Annotated in this window: 19 protein-coding genes; 18 read left to right on the plus strand and 1 reads right to left on the minus strand. The window is 71.5% G+C overall.

The features are described from left to right. Nucleotides 1-6 precede the first annotated feature (6 nt). A complete protein-coding gene (locus ABEG17_RS15255; protein WP_406830329.1) occupies nucleotides 7-1,035 on the minus strand; it encodes an AAA family ATPase in 1,029 nt (342 codons plus the stop codon). A gap of 497 nt (nucleotides 1,036-1,532) precedes the next feature. Here ABEG17_RS15255 and mraZ point away from each other — a divergent pair, with 497 nt between their 5' ends. The 18 genes from mraZ (at nucleotide 1,533) to ABEG17_RS15345 (ending at nucleotide 21,771) form a co-directional block, all read left to right on the plus strand. Then, nucleotides 1,533-1,964: a division/cell wall cluster transcriptional repressor MraZ gene (mraZ, locus tag ABEG17_RS15260; RefSeq protein WP_406830330.1), complete on the plus strand. Its 432-nt coding sequence runs from the start codon at nucleotides 1,533-1,535 to the stop codon at nucleotides 1,962-1,964. A 217-nt stretch (nucleotides 1,965-2,181) separates the two neighbouring features. After that, nucleotides 2,182-3,171 (plus strand): 16S rRNA (cytosine(1402)-N(4))-methyltransferase RsmH, encoded by a 990-nt coding sequence (rsmH, locus tag ABEG17_RS15265; RefSeq protein ID WP_406830331.1) that lies wholly within the window; start codon nucleotides 2,182-2,184, stop codon nucleotides 3,169-3,171. Beyond that, nucleotides 3,168-3,830: a hypothetical protein gene (locus tag ABEG17_RS15270; RefSeq protein WP_406830332.1), complete on the plus strand. Its 663-nt coding sequence runs from the start codon at nucleotides 3,168-3,170 to the stop codon at nucleotides 3,828-3,830. Before rsmH ends, ABEG17_RS15270 begins: the two co-directional genes overlap by 4 nt. Nucleotides 3,831-4,168: 338 nt before the next feature. Further along, on the plus strand, nucleotides 4,169-5,962 hold the full coding sequence (locus tag ABEG17_RS15275; protein WP_406830333.1) for a peptidoglycan D,D-transpeptidase FtsI family protein: 1,794 nt from the start codon (nucleotides 4,169-4,171) through the stop codon (nucleotides 5,960-5,962). A gap of 17 nt (nucleotides 5,963-5,979) precedes the next feature. Continuing rightward, on the plus strand, nucleotides 5,980-7,563 hold the full coding sequence (locus tag ABEG17_RS15280) for a UDP-N-acetylmuramoyl-L-alanyl-D-glutamate--2,6-diaminopimelate ligase (RefSeq protein ID WP_406830334.1): 1,584 nt from the start codon (nucleotides 5,980-5,982) through the stop codon (nucleotides 7,561-7,563). Continuing rightward, nucleotides 7,560-9,008: a UDP-N-acetylmuramoyl-tripeptide--D-alanyl-D-alanine ligase gene (gene murF, locus ABEG17_RS15285; RefSeq protein WP_406830335.1), complete on the plus strand. Its 1,449-nt coding sequence runs from the start codon at nucleotides 7,560-7,562 to the stop codon at nucleotides 9,006-9,008. Before ABEG17_RS15280 ends, murF begins: the two co-directional genes overlap by 4 nt. Further along, nucleotides 9,005-10,087: a phospho-N-acetylmuramoyl-pentapeptide-transferase gene (mraY, locus tag ABEG17_RS15290; protein ID WP_406830336.1), complete on the plus strand. Its 1,083-nt coding sequence runs from the start codon at nucleotides 9,005-9,007 to the stop codon at nucleotides 10,085-10,087. Before murF ends, mraY begins: the two co-directional genes overlap by 4 nt. Nucleotides 10,088-10,150: 63 nt before the next feature. Beyond that, entirely contained in the window at nucleotides 10,151-11,689 is a 1,539-nt protein-coding gene (gene murD / locus ABEG17_RS15295) for a UDP-N-acetylmuramoyl-L-alanine--D-glutamate ligase (RefSeq protein WP_406830337.1), read from the plus strand. Further along, entirely contained in the window at nucleotides 11,686-12,960 is a 1,275-nt protein-coding gene (ftsW, locus tag ABEG17_RS15300) for a putative lipid II flippase FtsW (protein WP_406830338.1), read from the plus strand. Before murD ends, ftsW begins: the two co-directional genes overlap by 4 nt. Further along, a complete protein-coding gene (gene murG, locus ABEG17_RS15305; protein WP_406830339.1) occupies nucleotides 12,960-14,105 on the plus strand; it encodes an undecaprenyldiphospho-muramoylpentapeptide beta-N-acetylglucosaminyltransferase in 1,146 nt (381 codons plus the stop codon). Before ftsW ends, murG begins: the two co-directional genes overlap by 1 nt. Continuing rightward, nucleotides 14,102-15,541 carry a UDP-N-acetylmuramate--L-alanine ligase gene (gene murC / locus ABEG17_RS15310; protein ID WP_406830340.1) on the plus strand — a complete coding sequence of 480 codons (1,440 nt, stop codon included), beginning with the start codon at nucleotides 14,102-14,104 and terminating at the stop codon, nucleotides 15,539-15,541. The genes murG and murC overlap by 4 nt, the downstream gene beginning before the upstream one ends. 92 nt (nucleotides 15,542-15,633) lie before the next feature. After that, nucleotides 15,634-16,362 (plus strand): cell division protein FtsQ/DivIB, encoded by a 729-nt coding sequence (locus ABEG17_RS15315; RefSeq protein ID WP_406830341.1) that lies wholly within the window; start codon nucleotides 15,634-15,636, stop codon nucleotides 16,360-16,362. A 326-nt stretch (nucleotides 16,363-16,688) separates the two neighbouring features. Beyond that, nucleotides 16,689-17,918, plus strand: a complete 1,230-nt coding sequence (gene ftsZ / locus ABEG17_RS15320) for a cell division protein FtsZ (protein WP_406830342.1) — start codon at nucleotides 16,689-16,691, stop codon at nucleotides 17,916-17,918. A gap of 132 nt (nucleotides 17,919-18,050) precedes the next feature. Then, nucleotides 18,051-18,776 (plus strand): peptidoglycan editing factor PgeF, encoded by a 726-nt coding sequence (gene pgeF / locus ABEG17_RS15325; protein WP_406830343.1) that lies wholly within the window; start codon nucleotides 18,051-18,053, stop codon nucleotides 18,774-18,776. Next, nucleotides 18,773-19,474, plus strand: coding sequence for a YggS family pyridoxal phosphate-dependent enzyme (locus ABEG17_RS15330; RefSeq protein WP_406830344.1), 702 nt, complete (start codon nucleotides 18,773-18,775; stop codon nucleotides 19,472-19,474). Before pgeF ends, ABEG17_RS15330 begins: the two co-directional genes overlap by 4 nt. A gap of 110 nt (nucleotides 19,475-19,584) precedes the next feature. Continuing rightward, nucleotides 19,585-20,070 carry a cell division protein SepF gene (locus ABEG17_RS15335; protein ID WP_406830345.1) on the plus strand — a complete coding sequence of 162 codons (486 nt, stop codon included), beginning with the start codon at nucleotides 19,585-19,587 and terminating at the stop codon, nucleotides 20,068-20,070. Between the two features lie 42 nt (nucleotides 20,071-20,112). Further along, nucleotides 20,113-20,400: a YggT family protein gene (locus ABEG17_RS15340; RefSeq protein WP_406830346.1), complete on the plus strand. Its 288-nt coding sequence runs from the start codon at nucleotides 20,113-20,115 to the stop codon at nucleotides 20,398-20,400. 132 nt (nucleotides 20,401-20,532) lie between these two features. Continuing rightward, the gene (locus ABEG17_RS15345) at nucleotides 20,533-21,771 is read left to right on the plus strand and encodes a DivIVA domain-containing protein (protein ID WP_406830347.1); all 1,239 of its coding nucleotides are present in this window, start codon (nucleotides 20,533-20,535) and stop codon (nucleotides 21,769-21,771) included. The last annotated feature ends 159 nt before the right edge of the window (nucleotides 21,772-21,930 follow it).

Consider the following 21,930-nt stretch of genomic DNA (forward strand, 5'->3'; position numbering starts at 1 on the left):
GCAGCCTCAGCGGCCGGCGGCAGGGACCGGCACCCGCCGCATCAGGTCCTGGAGGACCTCGCCGGTGCTCCGGCGGGCGAGCTGGGTCTCGCCGGTGGGGATGACGCGGTGGGCCAGGACGTGGACGACGATCGCCTGCACGTCGTCGGGCAGCACGTGGTCGCGACCCTCGAGCGCCGCGTGGGCCCGGGCAGCCCGCAGCATGTGCAGGGTCGCTCGAGGTGAGGCACCCAGGCGCAGCGCCGAGCTGGACCGGGTGGCCGACGAGAGGTCGACGACGTACTGCTTGATGGCGTCGCTGGTGAACACGGACCGGACCGCCTTGACCATGGCCGTGATCGTGGCGGCGTCGGTGACGGGGCTCAGCGTCTCCAGCGGAGAGACCTGTCCGTGGCTGTCCAGCATGGCGACCTCGGCGCGCGACGAGGGGTAGCCGAGGGAGATGCGGGCCATGAACCGGTCGCGCTGGGCCTCGGGGAGGGGGTAGGTGCCCTCCATCTCGATGGGGTTCTGGGTCGCCATGACGATGAACGGCTTCGGGAGGTCGTAGGTCTGGCCGTCGACCGTGACCTGGCCCTCCTCCATCGACTCCAGCAGCGCCGACTGGGTCTTGGGGGAGGCGCGGTTGATCTCGTCACCCACCACGACGTTGGCGAAGATCGCCCCGGGCCGGAACTCGAAGTCACGGACGTCCTGGTTGAACACGCTGACGCCGGTGATGTCGCTGGGGAGCAGGTCCGGCGTGAACTGCACACGGCGGACCGAGCAGTCGATCGTGCGGGCGAGGGTCTTGGCCAGCATGGTCTTGCCCACACCCGGCACGTCCTCGAGGAGCAGGTGCCCCTCGGCGAGCAGCACCGTGATCGCCGTGTGCACGACATCGGGCTTGCCCTCGATGACGGAGTTCATCGCCCTCGCCAGCCGTCCGGCGACCTCCGTCACCTGGCCCAGGGAGGCGGGGGAGCCGGCAGGAAAGGAGAGCAGGCCCTCCGACACCGGGGTCGCTGAGCCGCCCGGGCGCGGTCGACCGCTCATGTCCTGGCGTCCCGTCGTGCCCGGCGCTCCAGCGGACGATCCGTGCACCGCCCCGCGCGGGCCCCCGCCCTGGTCCTCGTACCCACCCTGCACCGGCTGTCCTTCCGTCGATTCCGGGGTCGCAACGCTGCGCCCTCGGGATGGCTCGATCTTCCCCCACATCGCCCCACCGGGACAGCACGTATGCCGTCTCGTGACCTGTCGGACTGGTTCGGGAACGCCCGGGGCGCCCGATCGGTGCCCGGAACGGCGCGTGGATCGTCGCATGAGGCCCATCGACGGTTCATTCGTCGCCGTGCGCTCTGTCGACGGGTCGATCGGCGGTCGAGGTGCGGGATCTCCCCACCACTTTCCACCACCAGCATGACCTGCAGAAACAGCCGAACAGATGAGGAAAACGTGCGCAACTGGGTACCTGTGGGGGTGTTGGTGGAGTAAAGTGGGGGAAACAAGAGGGCCGTGGGGTCCTGTGGCTTCAGGCAGGGGAAGGGGGCGCCGTGTTCCTCGGGACGCACAGCCCCCGGCTCGACGACAAGGGCCGCCTGTTCCTCCCCGCGAAGTTCCGCGAGCGGATGGCCGACGGGCTGGTCGTCACCCGTGGCCAGGAGCGCTGCCTGTACGTCTTCCCGATGCAGGAGTTCGTCCGGGTCACCGAGCAGATGCAGTCCGCCCCGACCACGAGCAAGGCCGTCCGCGACTTCACCCGTGTCTTCCTCTCGGGCGCCTCCGACGAGGTGCCGGACAAGCAGGGCCGCGTCACCATCCCCGCCAACTTGCGCGCCTACGCCGGGCTGACCCGCGACTGCACCGTCATCGGCGCCGGGTCGCGCGTCGAGGTCTGGGACACCGACGCCTGGAACACCTACCTCGAGAGCACCGAGCAGGGCTTCGCCGACCAGTCCGAGGAGGTGATCCCGGGCCTGCTGTGACGCACCGGCGGGCACTCGTGCCCACGGCCCCTGTCGCCAGGTCTCCAGCCGCTTCGCATCCCGGGACGACTTCCCCCGTCCCGGGCCGCACTCCTCGAAGCGGATGGAGACCTGACCGCAGGGTCCAGCACAGCAGGACGGGAGCACCGATCCACCCCGCACGACCAGCACCACCCCCGCACCACACCCGCAGCAGGACCCGAGCAGGAGCACCGCGATGAACTCACGAGGAATGGCCGCCGACCGGCACATTCCCGTGCTGCGCGACCGCATCGTCGAGCTGCTCGCCCCGGCGCTGACCGGGCCCGGCGCGGTGTACCTCGACGGCACCCTCGGCATGGGCGGTCACGCGGAGGCGATCCTCGAAAGCTGCCCGCAGGCCCGCCTGGTCGGCATCGACCGCGACCAGGAGGCGCTGGCGCTCGCCGCCGAGCGGCTCGACCGGTTCGCCGGTCGCACGACCTTCGTCCACGCCGTCTACGACGAGGTGCCGCGGGCGCTCGCCGAGGCCGGCGTCACCCACGTCGACGCCAGCCTCTACGACCTCGGCGTCTCGTCGCTGCAGCTCGACGAAACCGATCGGGGGTTCTCCTACAGCCAGGACGCACCGCTCGACATGCGGATGGACCAGTCCACCGGCATCACTGCCGCAGAGGTCCTCAACACCTACTCCGCGACCGACCTCGAGGGCATCCTGCGCGAGTTCGGCGAGGAGCGGTTCGCCCGCAAGATCGCCGCAGCGGTCGTCCGCGAGCGCGAGACCGAGCCGTTCACGACCTCGGGCCGGCTCGTCGAGCTCCTCAAGAAGGCCGTGCCCGCCGCGTCCCAGAAGAGCGGTGGCCACCCCGGCAAGCGGACCTTCCAGGCGCTGCGCATCGAGGTGAACGCCGAGCTGTCCGTCTGGGCGCGGGCGCTGCCCGGAGTCATCGATGCGCTCGGGGTCGGCGGCCGGGTGGCCGTCCTGTCCTACCACTCGCTCGAGGACCGCATCACCAAGCGCGTGCTGGCGCAGGGAGCCAAGGGGAGCAGCCCGCAGGGCCTGCCCGTCGAGCTCCCCGAGCACGCGCCATACCTGCGGCTGCTCACCCGCGGCGCCGAAGAGGCGTCCGCCGCCGAGCAGGCCGCCAACCCCCGATCTGCCTCGGTGCGCCTGCGGGCCGCCGAGCGCACCCGACTTTCCACTGCAACGAAGGGAAACCACCGATGAGCCAGCAGACTGCGACGGCGAGGGTCGCTCCTCGGGCACCCCTGCGCCGGCAGGCGTCGCCCCAGCCCCTGCGGGTCGTCCCCGCCGCGATCGGGCAGCCCGGCAACGCCGTGTTCGCTGCGCTCTGCATGACCCTGCTGGTGGGTGGCCTCGTCGCCCTCCTCATGCTCAACACCGCCATGGCCGAGGGGTCGTTCACCCTGCACCGCCTCCAGGCGACCTCTGGTGAGCTCACCGACACCCAGGACGCGCTCACCCAGTCGATCGACGCCCAGCGCAGCCCCGCCAACCTCGCCGCCCGTGCCGAGAAGCTGGGAATGGTGCCCGCCGACTCCGCGGCGTTCCTGCGCCTCAGCGACGGCAAGGTCCTCGGCGTGGCGAGCGCGGCGAAGAAGCAGGCCGGCTTTACCGTGGTCACGGCTCCGCAGGCTCCGTCCTCGACGTCCGCAGCGTCCAAGGACGCGGGGCCGAAGACGGCAGTCAGCTCGAAGGGGGACGTGACGACCACGACCGTGAAGGTCACCAAGCCTGACGGCTCGCTCGTCACGACGGTGACCAGCGTCGACGCCAAGAGCAAGACCACCACGAGCACGAGCACGACCACCCCGGCGAAGAAGCCGGCCGCGTCACCGTCGACGCCGGCCACCCCCAAGCCCTGACAGGGCGTCCCCGACCCACCGCAGACACGAGGTACCCAGTGACGCAGACCCGAGGCACTCGCCCCGGAGCCCAGCGCCCCCGTGTCCCGAACGGTGAGGCCCCACGTCGTCGTCCGGCGCAGGGCGCACCCGGGGCCAAGGAACGCGTCACCTCGGGCAGCGCCGGCCGCCCCACGGCGGCCCCGGCCCGCGCCCGGTCGGCGTCCGACCCGAAGCATCCCGCCGCCCAGGCACAGCGCCTGGGCGGCCAGGGCGGCCCACCCAGGCGCCCGACCGCCCCGCCGAGGCGTCCGGCCGGCCGCCGCGTGAGCCTGGACGGGTCCAACCCGCGTCGCCGCATGCGCACCATGACGGTCGCGGTCCTGTTCATCTTCAGCGTCTTCGGCGCCCAGCTGCTGCGCCTGCAGGGTTTCGACGCCTCCGGGGTCTCCCAGACCGCAGCCTCCAAGCGGCTCGGCACGATCGTCTACCCCGCGATGCGCGGCTCCATCGTCGACCGCAACGGCACGATCCTCGCCTCGAGCGTCGAACGCCGCACGGTCACCGTGGACCAGACCGCGGTGACCAAGTACGTGAAGCCGGTCAACGGCGTGCGCGCCGTGGTTGGCGTCGCCGGCGCGGCGAAGGACCTCTCGCCCCTGCTCGGCATCCCCGTGGACACGCTGGTCACCAACCTGACCGGCACCTCCCGCTACCGCGTGCTGGCCAAGAACGTCACGCCGCTGAACTGGCGCAAGATCTCCGAGCTCGGCATCAACGGCATCTACTCCGAGGCGACCACCGACCGCAACTACCCGACCTCGACCGCAGCAGCCTCGCTCGTGGGTTTCGTCCAGTCCGACGGGTCGCCCGGCGGCGGCCTCGAGGTCCTCATGAACTCCACGCTCAAGGGCAAGGCCGGCAAGACGATGTTCGAGCAGTCCCAGGACGGCCGGGCGATCCCGAACGCCCGGCAGGAGACGATCCCGTCGGTGCCGGGCAAGGACGTCAAGCTGACCATCGACTCCGACCTGCAGTGGTTCGCGCAGAACGCCGTCGCGCAGAAGGTCATCGAGACCAAGGCGCTGTCCGGCACCGTGGTCGTGACCAACGTCAAGACCGGTGAGCTCCTCGCCGTCGCGTCCTACCCGACCTTCGACCCCAACCAGCCGGGCCAGTCCACCGAGAACTGGACCAACAAGGCGTTCAACGACGTCTACGAGCCCGGTTCGACCGGCAAGGTCATGACGGCGGCCGCGGCCATCGAGGAGGGTGCCATCACCCCGTCCACGGTGGTCGAGGTGCCCAACCGGATCCACCGTTCCGGCACGGAGTTCAAGGACAGCCACGACCACCCGACCGAGTACCTCACCTTCGCCGGCGTCCTGGCGCAGTCGAGCAACATCGGCACCATCCTCGCCGGCGAGAAGGTCAAGGCGACGACGATGTACAGCTACTTCAAGAAGTTCGGCCTCGGGGCGACCTCGGGCATGGGCTTCCCCGGTGAGGGCCCGGGCCTGCTGACCAACGTCAAGGACTGGAACGGCTCGCAGCGCTACACCGTGCTCTTCGGACAGGGCCTGTCGGTCAACGCCCTGCAGGCTGCCGGGGTCTTCCAGACCATCGCCAACGACGGCGTCCGGATCCCGCCGCGGATCGTCGCCGCCACGAGCGACGGGCACGGCAACTACACGCCGGTCGAGAAGGCCAAGGGCATCAGGGTGGTCTCGCCCGAGACGGCCAAGGAGGTCCGCGACATGCTCGAGGGCGTCGTCGGCAAGGAGGGCACCGCCCCCGAGGCCAAGATCCCCGGCTACCGCGTCGCGGGCAAGACCGGCACCGCGGACCGCTACGACGCCAAGGTCGGCGGGTACTCGGGCAAGACGGCGAGCTTCATCGGGTTCGCGCCCGCCGACGACCCCGAGATCGTCGTCGCCGTGACGCTGCAGCGTCCGATCAAGGGCTACTTCGGCGGCGCCGTGGCCGGACCCGTGTTCAAGGACGTCATGACCTACGCGCTGCAGGAGCTGCAGGTGCCCCCGACCGGCACCAAGCCGCCCGTGGTCAAGATCAAGGCCGACCCGACGCCCGACCCGAGCGACCCCTCCGTGGTGCGGGACAAGGCGTCCAGCGCAGCCCGGGCCGGGCACTGACGGTAGGCTCGCTGTCCGTGCCATCCCCCCGACCGGCGTCGCTCCACGCCACCCCGATCTCCGCCGTGGCCTCCCTCGTGGGCGGCACGGTCACGGGTGAGGACGTCCTCGTCACCGGCATCACCCTGGCCTCCCAGGACGTCGTGGCCGGCGATCTCTACGCCGCCCTGCCGGGCGCCAACGCCCACGGTGCCCGGTATGCCGCAGGCGCGGTGGAGGCGGGCGCGGTCGCCGTCCTCACGGACGCCGCCGGGGTCGCCGTGCTCGCTGCCGACGGCGTCAGCGTGCCGACCGTGGTGGTCGAGGAGCCGCGCAGCGTCGTCGGCCCCGTCGCCCGAGCCCTCTACGGCACCGAGGACCTCGGCCTGCGGCTGTTCGGGGTCACGGGCACGAACGGCAAGACGACGACGGCATACCTCATCGACTCCGCCCTGACCGCGCTGGGACGGACGACCGGCCTGATCGGCACCGTCGAGACCCGGATCGGGAACGAGCGGCTGCGCAGCATGCGCACCACACCGGAGGCGACCGTGCTGCACGCGTTGCTCGCCGTCATGCGCGAACGGTCGGTCGACTCCTGCGTGATGGAGGTCTCCAGCCACGCGCTGAGCCAGCACCGCGTCGACGGCGTGGTCTACGACGTCGCGCTGTTCACCAACCTGTCGCAGGACCACCTCGACTTCCACCCGACGATGCGGGACTACTTCCTGGCGAAGGCCTCGCTGTTCACGCCGGAGCGGTCCCGGCGCGGGATCGTCTGCGTCGACGACGAGTGGGGCCGCGAGCTGGCCGAGCTGGCTGGTGTGCCCGTCACCACGATGACCTCGCTGGCCGACGTCGAGGCCGACTGGCACCTGGTCGCCGGGCAGGACGCCGACCCGGCCGGCTTCACGCTCTCCGACGGCACCACCACGCTGGGGCTGCGCTCGGCGCTGCCCGGTGACTTCAACCGGGTCAACACCGCGATGGCCGCGTTGGCCCTGCTCGACTCCGGCCTCGAGCCCGCGGTGGTCGAGCAGGCCCTGCGCAGCGACCCGCACGTGCCCGGCCGGATGGAGAAGGTCACCCTCGACCAGTCCGTCGACGGCGCCGTCGACGGGTCACCGGACGCGTCCCTGCCGCTCGTCGTCGTCGACTACGCCCACACCCCGGACGCCGTCGCCGCCGCCCTGAAGGCCCTGCGTCCCGAGACCCAAGGCGCCCTGGTCGTCGTGCTCGGCGCCGGTGGCGACCGCGACCGCGGCAAGCGCGCGGCCATGGGGCGCGCGGCCGCCCTCGGAGCCGACGTCGTCGTCGTCACCGACGACAACCCCCGCTCGGAGGACCCCGCCGTGATCCGCGCCGCCGTCCTCGACGGCGCGCGCGACGCGGCGTCGGTCGGCGGCACCCACGACCTGCACGACGTGGGCGGGCGTGCCGACGCCATCGACGCCGCCATCCGCCTGGGCCGTGCGCACGGCCCCGGCAGTGTGGTCGCCGTCGTGGGCAAGGGCCACGAGACCGGCCAGGACGTGGCCGGCACCATCCACCCCTTCGACGACCGCGAGGAGGTGGCCCGCGCCCTGCGCGCGGTCGCCGCCCCCACGGGAGGAACGCTGTGATCCCGCTGTCCCTCGAGGAGATCGCCACCATCACCGGTGGACGGCTCCACGGCATCACCGACGACGAGGCTGCCCGCCTCGTCGTCGACGGCCCCGTCGTCACCGACTCCAGGGAGGCCGGCCCGGGAGGGCTCTACATCGCCCGCGTGGGCGAGCAGATGGACGGCCACCAGTTCGTCCGGCCGGCCGCAGAGCTCGGTGCGGTGGCCGCGATGACGACCCTCGAGGTGCCCGACCTGCCCTGCGTGGTCGTCGACGACATCCAGGCCGGACTGGCCGCCCTCGCACGCTCCGTCGTCGAGCGGCACCCCCACCTCACCGTCATCGGCATCACCGGCTCCTCCGGCAAGACCTCGACCAAGGACCTGCTCGCGAGCGTCCTGTCGGCGGCCGCCCCGACGGTGGCTCCCGTGGGCTCCCTCAACTCCGAGGTCGGCGTCCCCCTCACCGTCTTCCGCGTCACCCCCGAGACCCGCTTCCTCGTCGTCGAGATGGGCGCCCGGGGGATCGGGCACATCGAGTACCTCACGACGATCGCGCCACCCCGGATCGGGATCGAGCTCAACGTCGGCACGGCCCACGTCGGCGAGTTCGGCTCACGCGAGGCGATCGGTGTCGCCAAGGCCGAGCTGGTCGCCGCCCTGCCCTCCGACGGCCTCGCCGTCCTCAACGCCGACGACTCGGTGGTGCGCGCGATGGCCATGCGCACGGGTGCGCGCGTCCAGCTCGTCGGGACCGCCCCCGATGCCGCCGTTCGGGCCGACGACATCGTCCTGGACTCGGCCGGACGCCCGACCTTCCGGCTGCTCACCCCCGCCGGGGAGGCCGACGTGACCCTCCCGCTGCACGGGGAGCACCACGTCGGCAACGCCCTGGCCGTCGTCGCCGCCGCCCTCGAGTGCGGCCTGTCGCTCGACTCGGTCGTCGAGGCCCTCGCCGGCGCGACCCCCGCCTCACGCTGGCGGATGGAGGTCGTCGAGAGGGCTGACGGCATCACCGTCGTCAACGACGCGTACAACGCCAACCCCGACTCGGTGCGCGCCGCCCTCAAGGCCCTCGCCGCGATGGGTCGGGACGCGCAGGGCCACGACCGCCGCACCTGGGCCGTCCTCGGCTCGATGCTCGAGCTGGGGGAGGAGTCCACCACCGAGCACGACGCCATCGGACGGCTCGCCGTCCGGCTCAACATCTCGCGCCTCGTCGTCGTCGGGGAGGTGGCCCGGCCGATGGCCAGTGGGGCCCAGCACGAGGGCTCGTGGGGCGAGGAGGCCGTCTGGGTCCCGGACGCCGACGCCGCCCACGACCTGCTCGTCGAGAATCTTCGACCCGGTGACGTCGTGTTGTTCAAGTCCAGCCGCGACGCCGGTCTACGGTGGCTCGGGGACAGGGTGGCAGCCGCCGGCGCACCGGACGAGGTCTACGACAACGAGGAGGACGCGACGTGAAGGCGGTCCTGATCGCTGCCGTCGTCTCCCTCGTGGGCGCCCTGTTCGGCACGCCGATGTTCATCAAGTACCTCGTCAAGCAGGGCTACGGGCAGTTCATCCGTGACGACGGCCCGACCTCGCACCACACCAAGCGCGGCACGCCCACCATGGGTGGCGCGGTCATCATCGGGTCGAGCCTCGCGGCATACGGGCTGGCCCACCTGGTCACCGGCACACCGCTGACGTGGAGCGGCGTGCTCGTGCTGTTCCTCATGACCGGCCTCGGCCTCGTCGGGTTTCTTGACGACTACATCAAGATCTCCAAGCAGCGCAGCCTCGGTCTGCGCTCACGCGAGAAGCTCGCCGGCCAGACGCTCGTGGCGGTCGTGTTCGCCGTGCTGGCGCTGCAGTTCCCCAACGGCAAGCACCGCACCCCTGCGTCGACCTACATCTCCTTCGTTCGCGACACCCCGGTCAACCTGGCGTTCGCGGGCACCCTGGTCGGTCTGATCCTGTTCGTCATCTGGGCCAACATCATGATCGCCGGCACATCCAACGGCGTGAACCTCACCGACGGCCTCGACGGGCTCGCCACCGGCGCCTCGGTGATGGTCTTCGCGGCCTACGTCCTCATCGGCATCTGGCAGGGCAACCAGAACTGCCAGCTCACGCCGGGGCTGAAATGCTACGAGGTACGCGACTCCAGGGACCTGGCCGTGGTGGCCGCGGCCTGCATGGGTGCCTGCTTCGGCTTCCTGTGGTGGAACGCCTCGCCGGCCAAGATCTTCATGGGTGACACCGGGTCCCTAGCCCTCGGTGGCGCCCTCGCGGGGCTGGCCATCACCACCCGCACCGAGCTGCTGATCATCATCCTCGGCGGCCTCTTCGTGACGATCACCCTCTCGGTGATCATCCAGGTCGGGTCGTTCAAGATGACCGGTAAACGCGTCTTCCGGATGGCGCCCCTGCAGCACCACTTCGAGCTGCTCGGGTGGAACGAGGTCACCATCGTCATCCGGTTCTGGATCATCGCCGGGCTGTTCGTGGCCCTCGGCCTCGGGCTCTTCTACGCCGAGTGGGTCGTCGGGGCGCAATAGCCTTGTCAGCCCACTTCCACCCTCTTCGACGCACGTGGCACCAGCAGTGAGGAAACACCAGCAGTGAGCAGCACACCGGTCGGCGGACGCCTCGACGGGCTGACGAACGGCAGCGCGGACTGGAGCGGCCTGCGGGTCGTCGTGGCCGGGCTCGGCGTGAGCGGCTTCGCGGCCGCCGACGCCCTGAACGAACGCGGCGCGCACGTCGTCGCCGTCGATGCCGGGGACCCCGACGCCAACACGGCGCTGGGGGAGCGGGCCCGCATCCTCGACATCCTCGACGTGGACGTGCGGCTCGGCGCCGAGCACGTCGCCGGTATGCCGCCCGACTTCGCCGCCGACCTCGTCATCACCTCCCCGGGGTGGCGGCCCGACCAGCCCCTGCTCGTGGCGGCGGCCGCGGCGGGCGTACCGGTGTGGGGCGAGGTCGAGCTCGCGTGGCGGATGAGGGCCGCCGTCGGCCCGGCCCCGTGGCTGACCGTGACCGGGACCAATGGCAAGACCACCACCGTGACGATGCTCGCCCACATGCTGCGGGCCGCCGGGCTGCGCGCCACCGCGGCCGGGAACGTGGGCACCCCGATCCTCGAGGCGGTGCTGCACCCGGAGCCCTACGACGTCATCGCCGTCGAGCTCTCCAGCTACCAGCTGCACTGGTCGGACTCGCTCGCCCCGCACGCCTCGGTCTGCCTCAACGTCGCTCCCGACCACGTCGACTGGCACGGGTCGTTCGAGGACTACACGGCCGCCAAGGGCAAGGTCTACGCCAACACCAAGGTGGCCTGCGTCTACAACGTCCAGGACCCCACCACCGAGCAGCTCGTCCGGGACGCCGAGGTCCAGGAGGGGTGCCGGGCGATCGGGTTCACGCTCGGGATGCCCGGTCCGTCGATGGTCGGGGTGGTCGACGACATCCTCGCCGACCGCGCCTTCGTCGAAGAGCGCAAGACCTCGGCCGCCGAGCTCGCCACCCTCGACGACGTCCGCGGCGACGCTGCCACGCTCGCCCCGCACAACGTCGCGAACGCCCTCGCCGCCGCAGCCCTCGCCCGGACGTACGGCGTCCCACCCGTCGCGGTCCGCGACGGCCTGCGCAGCTTCCGACCCGAGCCGCACCGCATCGCCGACTGCGGTGAGGTCGACGGCGTGCGCTACGTCGACGACTCCAAGGCCACCAACCCCCACGCGGCACTGGCGTCGCTGCTGTCCTTCGAGCACGTCGTGTGGATCGCCGGCGGCCTGCTCAAGGGCGCGGACGTCGAGGACCTCGTCCGCGAGGCCGCGCCCCGGCTGCGGGCCGTCGTCCTCATCGGCGCCGACCGCGCGGTGCTCGCCGAGGCCCTGGCCCGACACGCACCGGATGTCCCCGTGGTCGACGTGCCGAGCACGGACACTGGGGTCATGGATGTCGTGGTGGAGCACGCCTCCGGGCTGGCCCGGAGCGGTGACGTCGTGCTGCTCGCCCCGGCGGCCGCCTCGATGGACATGTTCACCAACTACGGCGCCCGCGGTGACGCGTTCGCCGCTGCGGTGGACCGTCGCGGCGCCGGCCGTGCCGCCGGCGGCGACGGCTCGACCGACCCCGAGGGGGGCCGGTCGTGAGCAGCGTCAGCGCCGCACCGAGCGCGAAGCCGAGGCTGCGCGAGGGCGCGGACCGTGAGGACTCCTCGAAGTTCGGCAGCTGGTTGCAGCGACTCGACACCCCCATGACCAGCTACTACGTGCTGCTGTCGGTGGCGGTCGTCCTGGTCGTCATCGGCCTGATCATGGTGCTGTCGGCCTCCTCGGTGATGTCGCTCGTGCAGACCAACAACGGCACGCCCTACGTCTACTTCCGCAAGCAGCTGCAGTTCGCCGTCCTCGGTGGCATCGCGATGGCGATCGCCGCCCACGTGCCGATCCGCACCTGGAAGAAGCTCTCCCTGCCGATCCTTGCAGGCGCGCTGTTCCTGCAGCTGCTCGTGTTCACCCCTCTCGGCGTGTCCGTCAACGGCAACCGCAACTGGCTGGGCGCAGGCCCGGTCACCGTGCAGCCCTCGGAGTTCGCCAAGATCGGTCTCGTCCTCGTGGGCGCGGCGATGCTCTCAGCCCGACGGCGTTCGCTGGGTCAGCTGCGACACGTCCTCGTGCCGTTCCTCGTCCCCGCCGCCGCGGCGACGATCGGCCTGGTGCTGCTCGGGCACGACCTCGGCACCGTCCTCATCATGGGCGCCATCGTGGCCGCCCTGCTCTTCGCCGCCGGTGTGCCGCGGCGCTTCTTCATCTGGGGCACCTCCACGTTCGTCGCGCTGGCCGTGCTCATGACGGTGACCAGCTCCAACCGCCTCGGCCGGTTCGACGTGTGGCTCGGCAAGGACACCGACCCGTATGGCGCGGCGCGCCAGCCCCTGCACGGCCGCTACGCCCTTGCCGACGGCGGGTGGTGGGGTGTCGGACTCGGCGCCTCCCGCGAGAAGTGGTCCTGGCTCCCGGAGGCCCACAACGACTTCATCTTCGCCATCCTCGGCGAGGAGCTCGGCCTGCCCGGCACCCTGGTCATGCTCGGCCTGTTCTGCGCCCTGACCCTGGTCTGCTACCGGATCGTGCTGCGCAGCAAGGACATGTTCGTCCGGATCGCGACCGCCGGCGTCATGGCGTGGATCGTCTGCCAGGCCATCATCAACATCGGCGCCGTCATCGGGCTGCTGCCCGTGATCGGTGTGCCCCTGCCCCTCGTCTCCTACGGCGGTTCCTCGCTCATGACGACGATGTTCGCGCTCGGGATGTTGCTGTCCTTCGCGCGCCAGGAGCCCGGGTGTGCCGAGGCGCTGTCGGCGAAGCCGTCGGTGGTCCGGCGCTCGCTCGCCGTCCTCCCTGGGCGGCGGCACCGCTGATGGCTCCTGACACCCCCACGTCGGTCCTGCTGGCCGGTGGCGGGACGGCCGGCCATGTCTCGCCGCTGCTCGCCCTCGCCGACTGCCTGCGCCGGCGCAACCCCGACATCATCGTCACCGCCCTCGGCACCGAGACCGGGCTCGAGAGCCGCTTGGTGCCCGAGCGCGGCTACCCCCTGCTCACCGTGCCGAAGGTCCCGCTCCCGCGCCGCCCCTCGGCCGACCTGCTGCGGCTCCCGACGAGCCTGCGCACCGCCGTGGCCGCGGCCGAGCGGGCCATCGACCAGACCCAGGCCCAGGTCGTGGTCGGCTTCGGGGGCTACGTCTCGACGCCCGCGTACATCGCGGCCCGGCGACGCGGCATACCGGTCGTCATCCACGAGCAGAACGCCCGTCCCGGCCTCGCCAACCGGCTGGGCGCGCGCATCACCCGCTACGTCGCCACGACGTTCGCGAGCACCTCGCTGCCGCACGCCACCGCGATCGGCATGCCGTTGCGCCGCGAGATCAGTGGGCTCGACCGGGGTGCCTCGCGTGTGGAGGGGCTGGCCCACTTCGGGCTCGAGGACCACTGGCCGACCGTCCTGGTCACCGGTGGCTCGCTCGGCGCCCAGCGCCTCAACTCCGCCTTCTCGGCCCGGGCCGGCGCCCTGCGCGCCGCCGGGGTGCAGGTCCTGCACCTCACCGGGGCCGGCAAGGAGTTCGTGCCGGAGGTGACGGGACCGGGTGCCCCCTACGTCACCGTGCCCTATGCCGACCGGATGGACCTCGCGTATGCCGCGGCCGACCTGGTCGTCGCCCGCGCCGGGGCCAACACCGTCTGCGAGCTCACCGCCGTGGGGCTGCCCGCGGTCTACGTGCCGCTGCCGATCGGCAACGGTGAGCAGCGGTTCAACGCCGCCGACGTCGTCGCGGCCGGCGGCGGGGTCATCGTCGACGACGCAGCCCTGAGCCCCGACTGGATCGACACCACCTTGCTTCCGCTCGTCATCGACGCTGACCGCCTCGACGCGATGGCCGAGGCCTCCGCGGCATCGGGCACCCGCGGCGCCGACGAGGCGCTGGCAGACCTCGTGGTCCGGGCCTGGCACGAGTCCGGTAACACGTCCGGGCGCGGACCCGGCGGTTCGGGGACGACCCGGTGAACGGCTCCAACGAACGCTTCGACTTCACCGACCCGGTGCCGCCGCTGGAGGATCTGGGCGCAGTGCACTTCATCGCGATCGGGGGCGCCGGCATGTCCGGTGTCGCCAGGGTGATGCTGGCACGCGGCTGCACGGTGTCGGGCTCGGACGCCAAGGAGTCACCCGTGCTGGCGGCTCTGCAGGCGGAGGGAGCGACGGTGCACGTCGGCCACGACGAGTCGCACCTCGACGGCGTCCAGACCGTCGTCATCTCCTCCGCGATCCGTGAGAACAACCTCGAGCTCGCCGCCGCGCGGGCGCGCGGGCTGCTGGTCCTGCACCGCTCACAGGCGCTGGCCAGCACCATGGCCGGTTCGCGCCGCGTCGCCGTCGCCGGGGCGAACGGCAAGACCACGACGACCTCGATGCTCACGGTGGCGTTGCAGCACTGCGGGATCGACCCCTCGTTCGCTGCCGGGGGAGAGCTGGCCAAGCACGGCACCAACGCGCACTGGGGGACCGGTGAGGTCTTCGTCGCGGAGGCCGACGAGAGCGACGGGTCGTTCCTCGTCTACCGCCCCGAGGTCGGCGTCGTGACCAACGTGCAGCCCGACCACCTCGACTTCTACGGCACCTTCGAGCGGGTGCAGGCGGCCTACGCCGCGTTCGCCGCATCCATCGAGCCCGGAGGCCTCCTGGTGGCCTGCCACGACGACGACGGGTCCCGGTCGCTGGCCCTGGCTGCCCGCGCCGACGGCACGCGGGTCCTGACCTACGGCTGGTCTCCCGACGCCGACGTCGTCCTGCGCGACGAGGTGTCGCGCGGGCTGATGAGCAGGGTGACGGTCACCGGCCCGGACGGGCAGGACCGCGCCCTGCGGATCAACATCCCGGGTCGCCACAACCTGCTCAACGCCGCGGCCGCCTACACCGTCGCCGTCGAGGGCCTCGGCCAGGACCCGACTCGGGTCCTGGACGGGCTGTTCGGCTTCACCGGCACCCGACGTCGTTTCGAGCTCAAGGGATCGGCCGAGGGCGTCACCGTCGTCGACGACTACGCGCACAACCCCGGCAAGGTGGCGGCGGTCGTCACCACGGCGGCCGAGCTCGTCGGGGACCGGGGTCGCCTCGTCGTGGTCTTCCAGCCGCACCTGTACTCGCGCACCCGGGACTTCGCGTCGCAGTTCGCCGCAGCGCTCGCACCGGCCGACGTGGTGCTGCTCATGGAGATCTACGGCGCGCGTGAGGATCCTGTGCCCGGGGTGTCATCGGCCCTGGTCGCTGACGCCGTGCTCGCGCTCGATCCCGGCGCCGAGGTCCGGGTCGTCCCGTCGTGGTCGGCCGTCGCCGACACGGTCGCCGACCTCGCGGCACCGGGGGACCTCGTCCTCACCGTGGGTGCCGGTGACGTCACCATGATCGGCCCGGAGATCCTGCGGGCCTTGGGTCGCTCGTGAGCGGCTCGGGTCCCACGGGACGAACCCGGCCGGCGCGCTCGTCCGTCCGTCCCACCGGCGGTCAGCGACCGGGGCGGTCGCCGCGGTCGGTCGTGCCGACCGGCCTGGCGTCCTCCGCCGCCCGCTTCCAGCGCCGTGCCCAGGAGGTCCGGCGCCGACCGGTCCGCCTCCTCGCGTATGCAGCCGCAGCTCTGGTCGTCCTCGGCCTGCTCGTGTGGCTGGTCGCCTTCAGCCCGGTCCTCGCGGTCCGGACCGTCGAGGTCGTGGGGGTGCCGCGCTCGGAGGTCGCGCCGATCCGAGCCCTGGCCCGCGTGCCCATCGGGCAGCCGCTGGCCCGGGTCGACTCGGCCCTCGTCGCGGCCCGGGTGGCCGAGCGCGCCACGGTCGCCGATGTCTCGATCGAGCGGTCCTGGCCGGGGACGCTGGTCATCCACGCGAGCCCCCGGGTGCCGTTCCTCGTGGTCAAGAACCCTCAAGGTCAACTAAAGGTTGTAGATGCTGAGGGGGTGGCGTACGCGCAGGTCAGCGCTGCGCCCAAGGGGATCCCCATGGTCAACGCCGCCAGCGAGGCGGCGCTGTCCCACGACGCCCTGGCTGCTGCAGTGAGCGTCGTCCGGGTGCTCCCGGACCCGATGCAGCACCGGGTCGCCAACGTGACCGTGAGCAGCGCCAACCTCGTCACCCTCAAGCTCGGCCGGACCACCGTCGTGTGGGGTGGGGTGAGCCAGCCCGAGCGCAAGCTGGCGATCATGACGGCCCTGCTGAAGTCCTCGCCGAAGCTCATCGACGTGAGCGCCCCGGACACCCCGGTCACGCGCTGAGGCGCCCCGTCGCGGCCCCGCTGCCGGCCCACTGCCGGCCCACTGACAGCCCACTGACGGCCCACTGAAAGCTGGCGCAGGCTCCGTGCGACAGTGGTGTCGGTGGGGCAGATGTGGCTGGTGTGACGACGGATCCGGGGCCCTGGTCGAGAAACCCGGAAAACGGGCGAATCCGTGCTGCGACACGCGGGCGCGAACTTTGCCTGCCACCCGGTCAGCGCATAGCGTCGGCGACACCGGAAAGTTGACATAAGTTTAACCCTCGACTTGACGTCCAGACATTTACGCATCGCATTCAGGCACGCATTCAGGAGAGGCCCACCGCCGTGGCAGCACCACAGAACTACTTGGCCGTCATCAAGGTCGTCGGCATCGGCGGAGGTGGCGTCAACGCCATCAACCGCATGATCGAGGTCGGCCTCAAGGGCGTCGAGTTCATCGCCATCAACACCGACGCCCAGGCGCTCCTCATGAGCGACGCCGACGTCAAGCTCGACGTCGGCCGTGAGCTCACCCGTGGCCTCGGCGCCGGCGCCGACCCCGAGGTCGGCAAGAAGGCCGCCGAGGACCACGCCGAGGAGATCGAGGAGGTCCTCAAGGGGGCCGACATGGTCTTCGTCACCGCCGGCGAGGGCGGCGGCACCGGCACCGGCGGTGCGCCGGTCGTGGCCAAGATCGCTCGTGGCCTGGGTGCCCTGACCATCGGTGTGGTCACCCGCCCCTTCACCTTCGAGGGCCGTCGTCGCGCCAACCAGGCCGAGTCCGGGATCAGCAACCTGCGCGAGGAGGTCGACACCCTCATCGTCATCCCGAACGACCGGCTGCTGTCGATCAGCGACCGCGCGGTCAGCATGCTCGACGCGTTCCGGTCCGCCGACCAGGTCCTCCTCTCCGGCGTCCAGGGCATCACCGACCTCATCACCACGCCCGGTCTGATCAACCTCGACTTCGCCGACGTCAAGTCGGTCATGCAGGGTGCCGGTTCGGCGCTCATGGGCATCGGGTCCTCCCGAGGTGACGACCGGGCCGTCCAGGCCGCGGAGCTCGCCATCTCCAGCCCGCTGCTCGAGGCCAGCATCGACGGCGCCCACGGAGTCCTGTTGTCCATCCAGGGCGGAAGCGACCTCGGCCTGTTCGAGATCAACGAGGCTGCCCGCCTGGTCCAGGAAGCAGCTCACCCCGAGGCCAACATCATCTTCGGTGCGGTCATCGACGACGCCCTCGGCGACGAGGTGCGGGTGACGGTCATCGCCGCCGGCTTCGACGGAGGCGCGCCCCTGAAGCGCGACAACGACCGGGCCATCGGCCAGGTGCAGGGCACCTCGCGTCCCGCGCCGCAGTCCGCCCCGGCAGCCCAGCCGACCCAGGCGCCCGCCCCCCAGGCGCAGCCGCAGGCCCAGCCCCACCGTGAGCAGCCGAACCCGATGTTCCAGCCGTCCCAGCCCGCTGTCCCGGCGCAGGAGCCGGCGGCGCCGCGGGAGCCGGCCGGCCGGCCGCCGCGCACGGTGACGTTCGACGAGAGCGACGACCTCGACGTGCCGGACTTCTTGAAGTAGCCATCACCGCAGGACCCAGCAGTGCGCCGTCAGGGGCGCCGGACCGACGTCGGTCCGGCGCCCCTGACGCGTGTCCGGCCCCGCTGGGCGGGTGACGGTCCGGTCCGGGGGAGCGGGCCATAGGGTGGAGCCGTGTTCTTCGCGCGTGGTCGGTCCGGTCCGGTGCAGTGGGGTTTCACCGACCGCGAGGGTGGCCTCAGCACGGGCGACTTCGGTGCGCTCAACCTCGGTGGCCACGTCGGTGACGACCCGGTGGCCGTGGAGGAGAACAGGTCCCGCGTGGCGCAGGCCCTGGGCGTGCAGCGCGACCACCTGCTGTTCCTGCAGCAGTGCCACGGCAACGACGTCCTCGTCGTCGACGCGCCCTGGGGCGACGCGGGCCCCCCGCCCGCCGACGGCGTGGTCACGTCGACGCCGGGTCTGGCACTGGCAGCACTCGTCGCCGACTGCACGCCGGTGCTCCTGGCGGACCCGGCTGCCGGCGTGGTGGGTGCGGTGCACGCCGGTCGCCCGGGGATGACGACGCGCATCGTCGAGGTGGCGGTCGACCGGATGCGCGACCTCGGGGCCCGGAAGATCTCCGCCGTGGTCGGTCCCTCGATCTGCGGCCGCTGCTACGAGGTGCCGGCACCGATGCGCGACGAGGCGTCGGTCGTGGCTCCGGAGGCGGCTGCCGTGTCGTGGACCGGGACGCCCGCCATCGACGTGGCCTCCGGCGTCGTGGCCCAGCTGCATACGAAAGGCGTTGCCGTGCAATGGGTTCCGGGCTGTGCCCGCGAGAGTGCGTCGCTCTACTCCTACCGCAGGGACGGCCGTACGGGCCGGTACGCCGGCGTCGTCGTCCTGGAGGAGTCATGACCGACGACCGCAGGACCGAGCTGGCTGCCAACCTCGAGGCCGTGCGGGAACGCATCGTCCGCGCTTGCGAGGATGCCGGCCGAGACCCGGCCGGGGTGACCCTCATCGCGGTGACCAAGTTCTTCCCCGCGACCGACGTCGACCTCCTGGCCGGGCTGGGGGTCACCGACATCGGTGAGAACCGCGACCAGGAGGCATCGGCCAAGCTCGCCGACGTGGCCGTCCGCGCGGACCTGCAGGTGCACTTCATCGGTCAGCTCCAGTCCAAGAAGGCGGGCTCGGTGGTGGGGTATGCCGACGTGGTGCAGTCCGTGGACCGCCCCAAGCTCGTGACGGCGCTGGGCCGCGCAGCCCAGTCGGCCGGCAAGGTCGTCGACGTGCTGGTGCAGGTCAACCTCGACGAGGCGCCGGGACGTGGGGGAGTGCCGCCCGCCGACGCGCGAGCGCTCGCGGACGCGGTTGCCCACTCCGCCTCCCTGCGCCTGCGCGGGGTGATGGCGGTGGCGCCGCTGGGCAGTGACCCCGCGCCGGCCTTCGCGCGCCTGCAGGAGGTGGCCGGCGCCATACGGGAGGACCACCCGGAGGCCGACTGGATCTCGGCGGGGATGAGCGGTGACCTCGAGGCGGCCATCGCCCACGGCGCGACACACCTGCGTGTCGGGAGCGCAATCCTCGGAACTCGCGAGTCACACCGGTAACTTCGGTCGCGAGCACGGACGAGGCACCGCCTCGGACGGACGAACACACTTTTCTGAACCACACCGGTTCTGAACCACTCGGGTTTGCTGAACCACTGAAGGAGCTCTCAATGGCTGGGGCGCTGCGCAAGACGATGGTCTACCTCGGACTTGCCGAGGACGACGAGCGCTACGACGCGTACGACGAGTACGACTACGACGAGCAGCCGGCCCGCGCCGAGTCGCCGTCGCAGCCCGAGCGGTCGGCTGCTGTCACCCCGCTGCCGCAGCGCACCCCGGTGGCCCGCGTGGTCCGCGACGTGGAGGTGGGTGCCCTTAACCGGATCACCACGATCCACCCGCGCACCTACAACGAGGCCAAGAACATCGGCGAGAGCTTCCGCGACGGCACGCCCGTCATCATGAACCTCTCGGACATGGACGACTCGGACGCCAAGCGCCTCGTCGACTTCGCCGCCGGTCTCGTCTTCGGCCTCCACGGCCAGATCGAGCGGGTGACGTCCAAGGTCTTCCTGCTCTCCCCGGCCCACGTCGAGGTCTCGGCCGAGGAAGGCGCCCCCGCGCCCACCACGCGCGGCCTGTTCAACCAGAGCTGAGCCGGCCGGTCCTCGCCCAGCCAGCCATGGCAGGGTGATCCCATGCTGCTCGGGTCAAGTGTCTTCGCGGACATCGTCCGCTTCGTGGTGTTCATCTTCTTCGTCGTGCTCATCGGACGTCTCGTCCTGGACTGGGTCCAGGTCTTCGCGCGCGAATGGCGTCCGCGCGGGGTGCTCCTCATCGTCGCCGAGGCCATCTACTCGATCACCGACCCGCCGCTCAAGGCGCTGCGCCGGGTGGTGCCGCCCCTGCAGCTGGGCAGCATCCGGCTCGATCTCGCCTTCCTCATCCTCTTCTTCGCGACGAGCATCCTCACCTCGATCCTGTAGGCCTGCCCGACCCGCCAGGCCCACCCCTGCGTCCCATCCTGCGCTCGCGCGGCGATCCTCTAGGCTGGCCACCGGCTCAGACCCTGGGCTGCCAGATCTGCTCTGCTCACGCCTGCCAACAGAGGTGACTACATGACGCTCACGCCCGAGGACGTCCTCAACAAGAACTTCACGCCGACCCAGTTCCGTCGCGGCTACGACGAGCGGGAGGTCGACGACTTCCTGGACGAGGTCGTCGCCGAGATGCGCCGGATCGTCAAGGACTCCGACGACCTGCGCGACCAGCTGAACGAGTGCCGGCAGAGCAAGGGCATGCCCGTTGTGGCCAAGTCCGGAGCCGACGCGGACGCGGCGGCCCAGGAGGCCCAGGCCAAGGCCGACCGCGAGGTCGCCGACCTCGTCGCCGCCCAGGAGTCGAAGGTGCAGGAGGCGCTGAAGGCAGCCGAGGCGCGCATCGCCGAGGCCAACGCCAAGGCGGAGGAGGCCGAGAAGGTCGCGGCCGCGCGGGTCGCCGAGGCCGAGGAGTCGGCTCAGGCCCGCATCGGAGAGGCACAGCAGCAGGTCGCCAACCACGCCGGTGACGCCGAGGCCCGCGCCATGGAGGCCGAGCAGCGGATCGCCGAGGCGCAGCGCCAGATCGACGAGGCCCGTGCCCGCGCCGAGGAGGCCGAGGCTCGCGCCAGGCAGGCGCAGGAGCAGGGCGTCGTTGCCGCGGCTTCCCCGGCCGAGCAGACGTCTGCCCCCGTGGCCGCTGCCGCTGTGGGCGGCGGCGCCAGCGCCGCGGCGCTCCTCGAGATGGCCCAGCGCCTGCACGACGAGCACGTCGGAGAGGGTGAGTCGACGCGCGACCGCCTCATCTCCGAGGCGCAGTCCCGCCACGACGAGCTCGTGTCGACCGGCGAGGCCCAGCACGACGAGCTCGTGTCCACGGGTCAGGCCAAGCACGACGAGCTCGTCTCCACCGGCCAGGGTCGCCACGACGAGCTCGTCTCCGAGGCCACGTCGCGCCACGAGCAGCTCATCACCGAGGCGCGTGAGCGCTCCACCGGGATGGTGCACGAGGCGCAGCAGAAGAAGGCGCAGATCCTCGAGGAGCTCGGCCGCGAGCGGAGCCTGCTGGAGATGAAGATCGACGAGCTGCGCACCTTCGAGCGCGACTACCGCGCCCGCCTCAAGAACTACATCGAGGAGCAGCTCGCCGACCTCGACCAGACCGGCCTCGCGCCCGACAGTGGTTCCGACGGTGGGACCGACGGTTCCGATGGGGGTGCCCAGCACGACCAGGCGGCCGGCGAGTCCACCGACGAGTCGGACCACGACTCGGACCGCGAGTCCGGCCACGCGACCTCCGAGGACGAGGGCAGGCAGTAGCAACCACCCGGGACCCTGAGTAGGGCCTGAGCAGCCAACAGGCGCCGACCGCGATCGCGGTGGGCGCCTGTTGGCGTCCCACCAGATCCGCGGCGGATCTAGGGTGTTTTGGCGTTGAGTCGCCGCCCTGCAGCGCTTATCCTCGCCGCACCTGTCAGC

The sequence above is a fragment of the Pedococcus sp. KACC 23699 genome, from assembly GCF_045348425.1.
In the GTDB taxonomy this organism is placed as follows: domain Bacteria; phylum Actinomycetota; class Actinomycetes; order Actinomycetales; family Dermatophilaceae; genus Pedococcus.

Coding starts and splice junctions, on each gene's coding strand:
- rsmH (WP_406830331.1), top strand. CDS start 2,182: ATGAACTCACGAGGAATGGCCGCCGACCGGCACATTCCCGTGCTGCGC.
- ABEG17_RS15255 (WP_406830329.1), bottom strand. CDS start 1,035: ATGAGCGGTCGACCGCGCCCGGGCGGCTCAGCGACCCCGGTGTCGGAG.
- ABEG17_RS15275 (WP_406830333.1), top strand. CDS start 4,169: ATGCGCACCATGACGGTCGCGGTCCTGTTCATCTTCAGCGTCTTCGGC.
- ABEG17_RS15335 (WP_406830345.1), top strand. CDS start 19,585: ATGGCTGGGGCGCTGCGCAAGACGATGGTCTACCTCGGACTTGCCGAG.
- ABEG17_RS15345 (WP_406830347.1), top strand. CDS start 20,533: ATGACGCTCACGCCCGAGGACGTCCTCAACAAGAACTTCACGCCGACC.
- murG (WP_406830339.1), top strand. CDS start 12,960: ATGGCTCCTGACACCCCCACGTCGGTCCTGCTGGCCGGTGGCGGGACG.
- ABEG17_RS15270 (WP_406830332.1), top strand. CDS start 3,168: ATGAGCCAGCAGACTGCGACGGCGAGGGTCGCTCCTCGGGCACCCCTG.
- ABEG17_RS15340 (WP_406830346.1), top strand. CDS start 20,113: ATGCTGCTCGGGTCAAGTGTCTTCGCGGACATCGTCCGCTTCGTGGTG.
- ABEG17_RS15330 (WP_406830344.1), top strand. CDS start 18,773: ATGACCGACGACCGCAGGACCGAGCTGGCTGCCAACCTCGAGGCCGTG.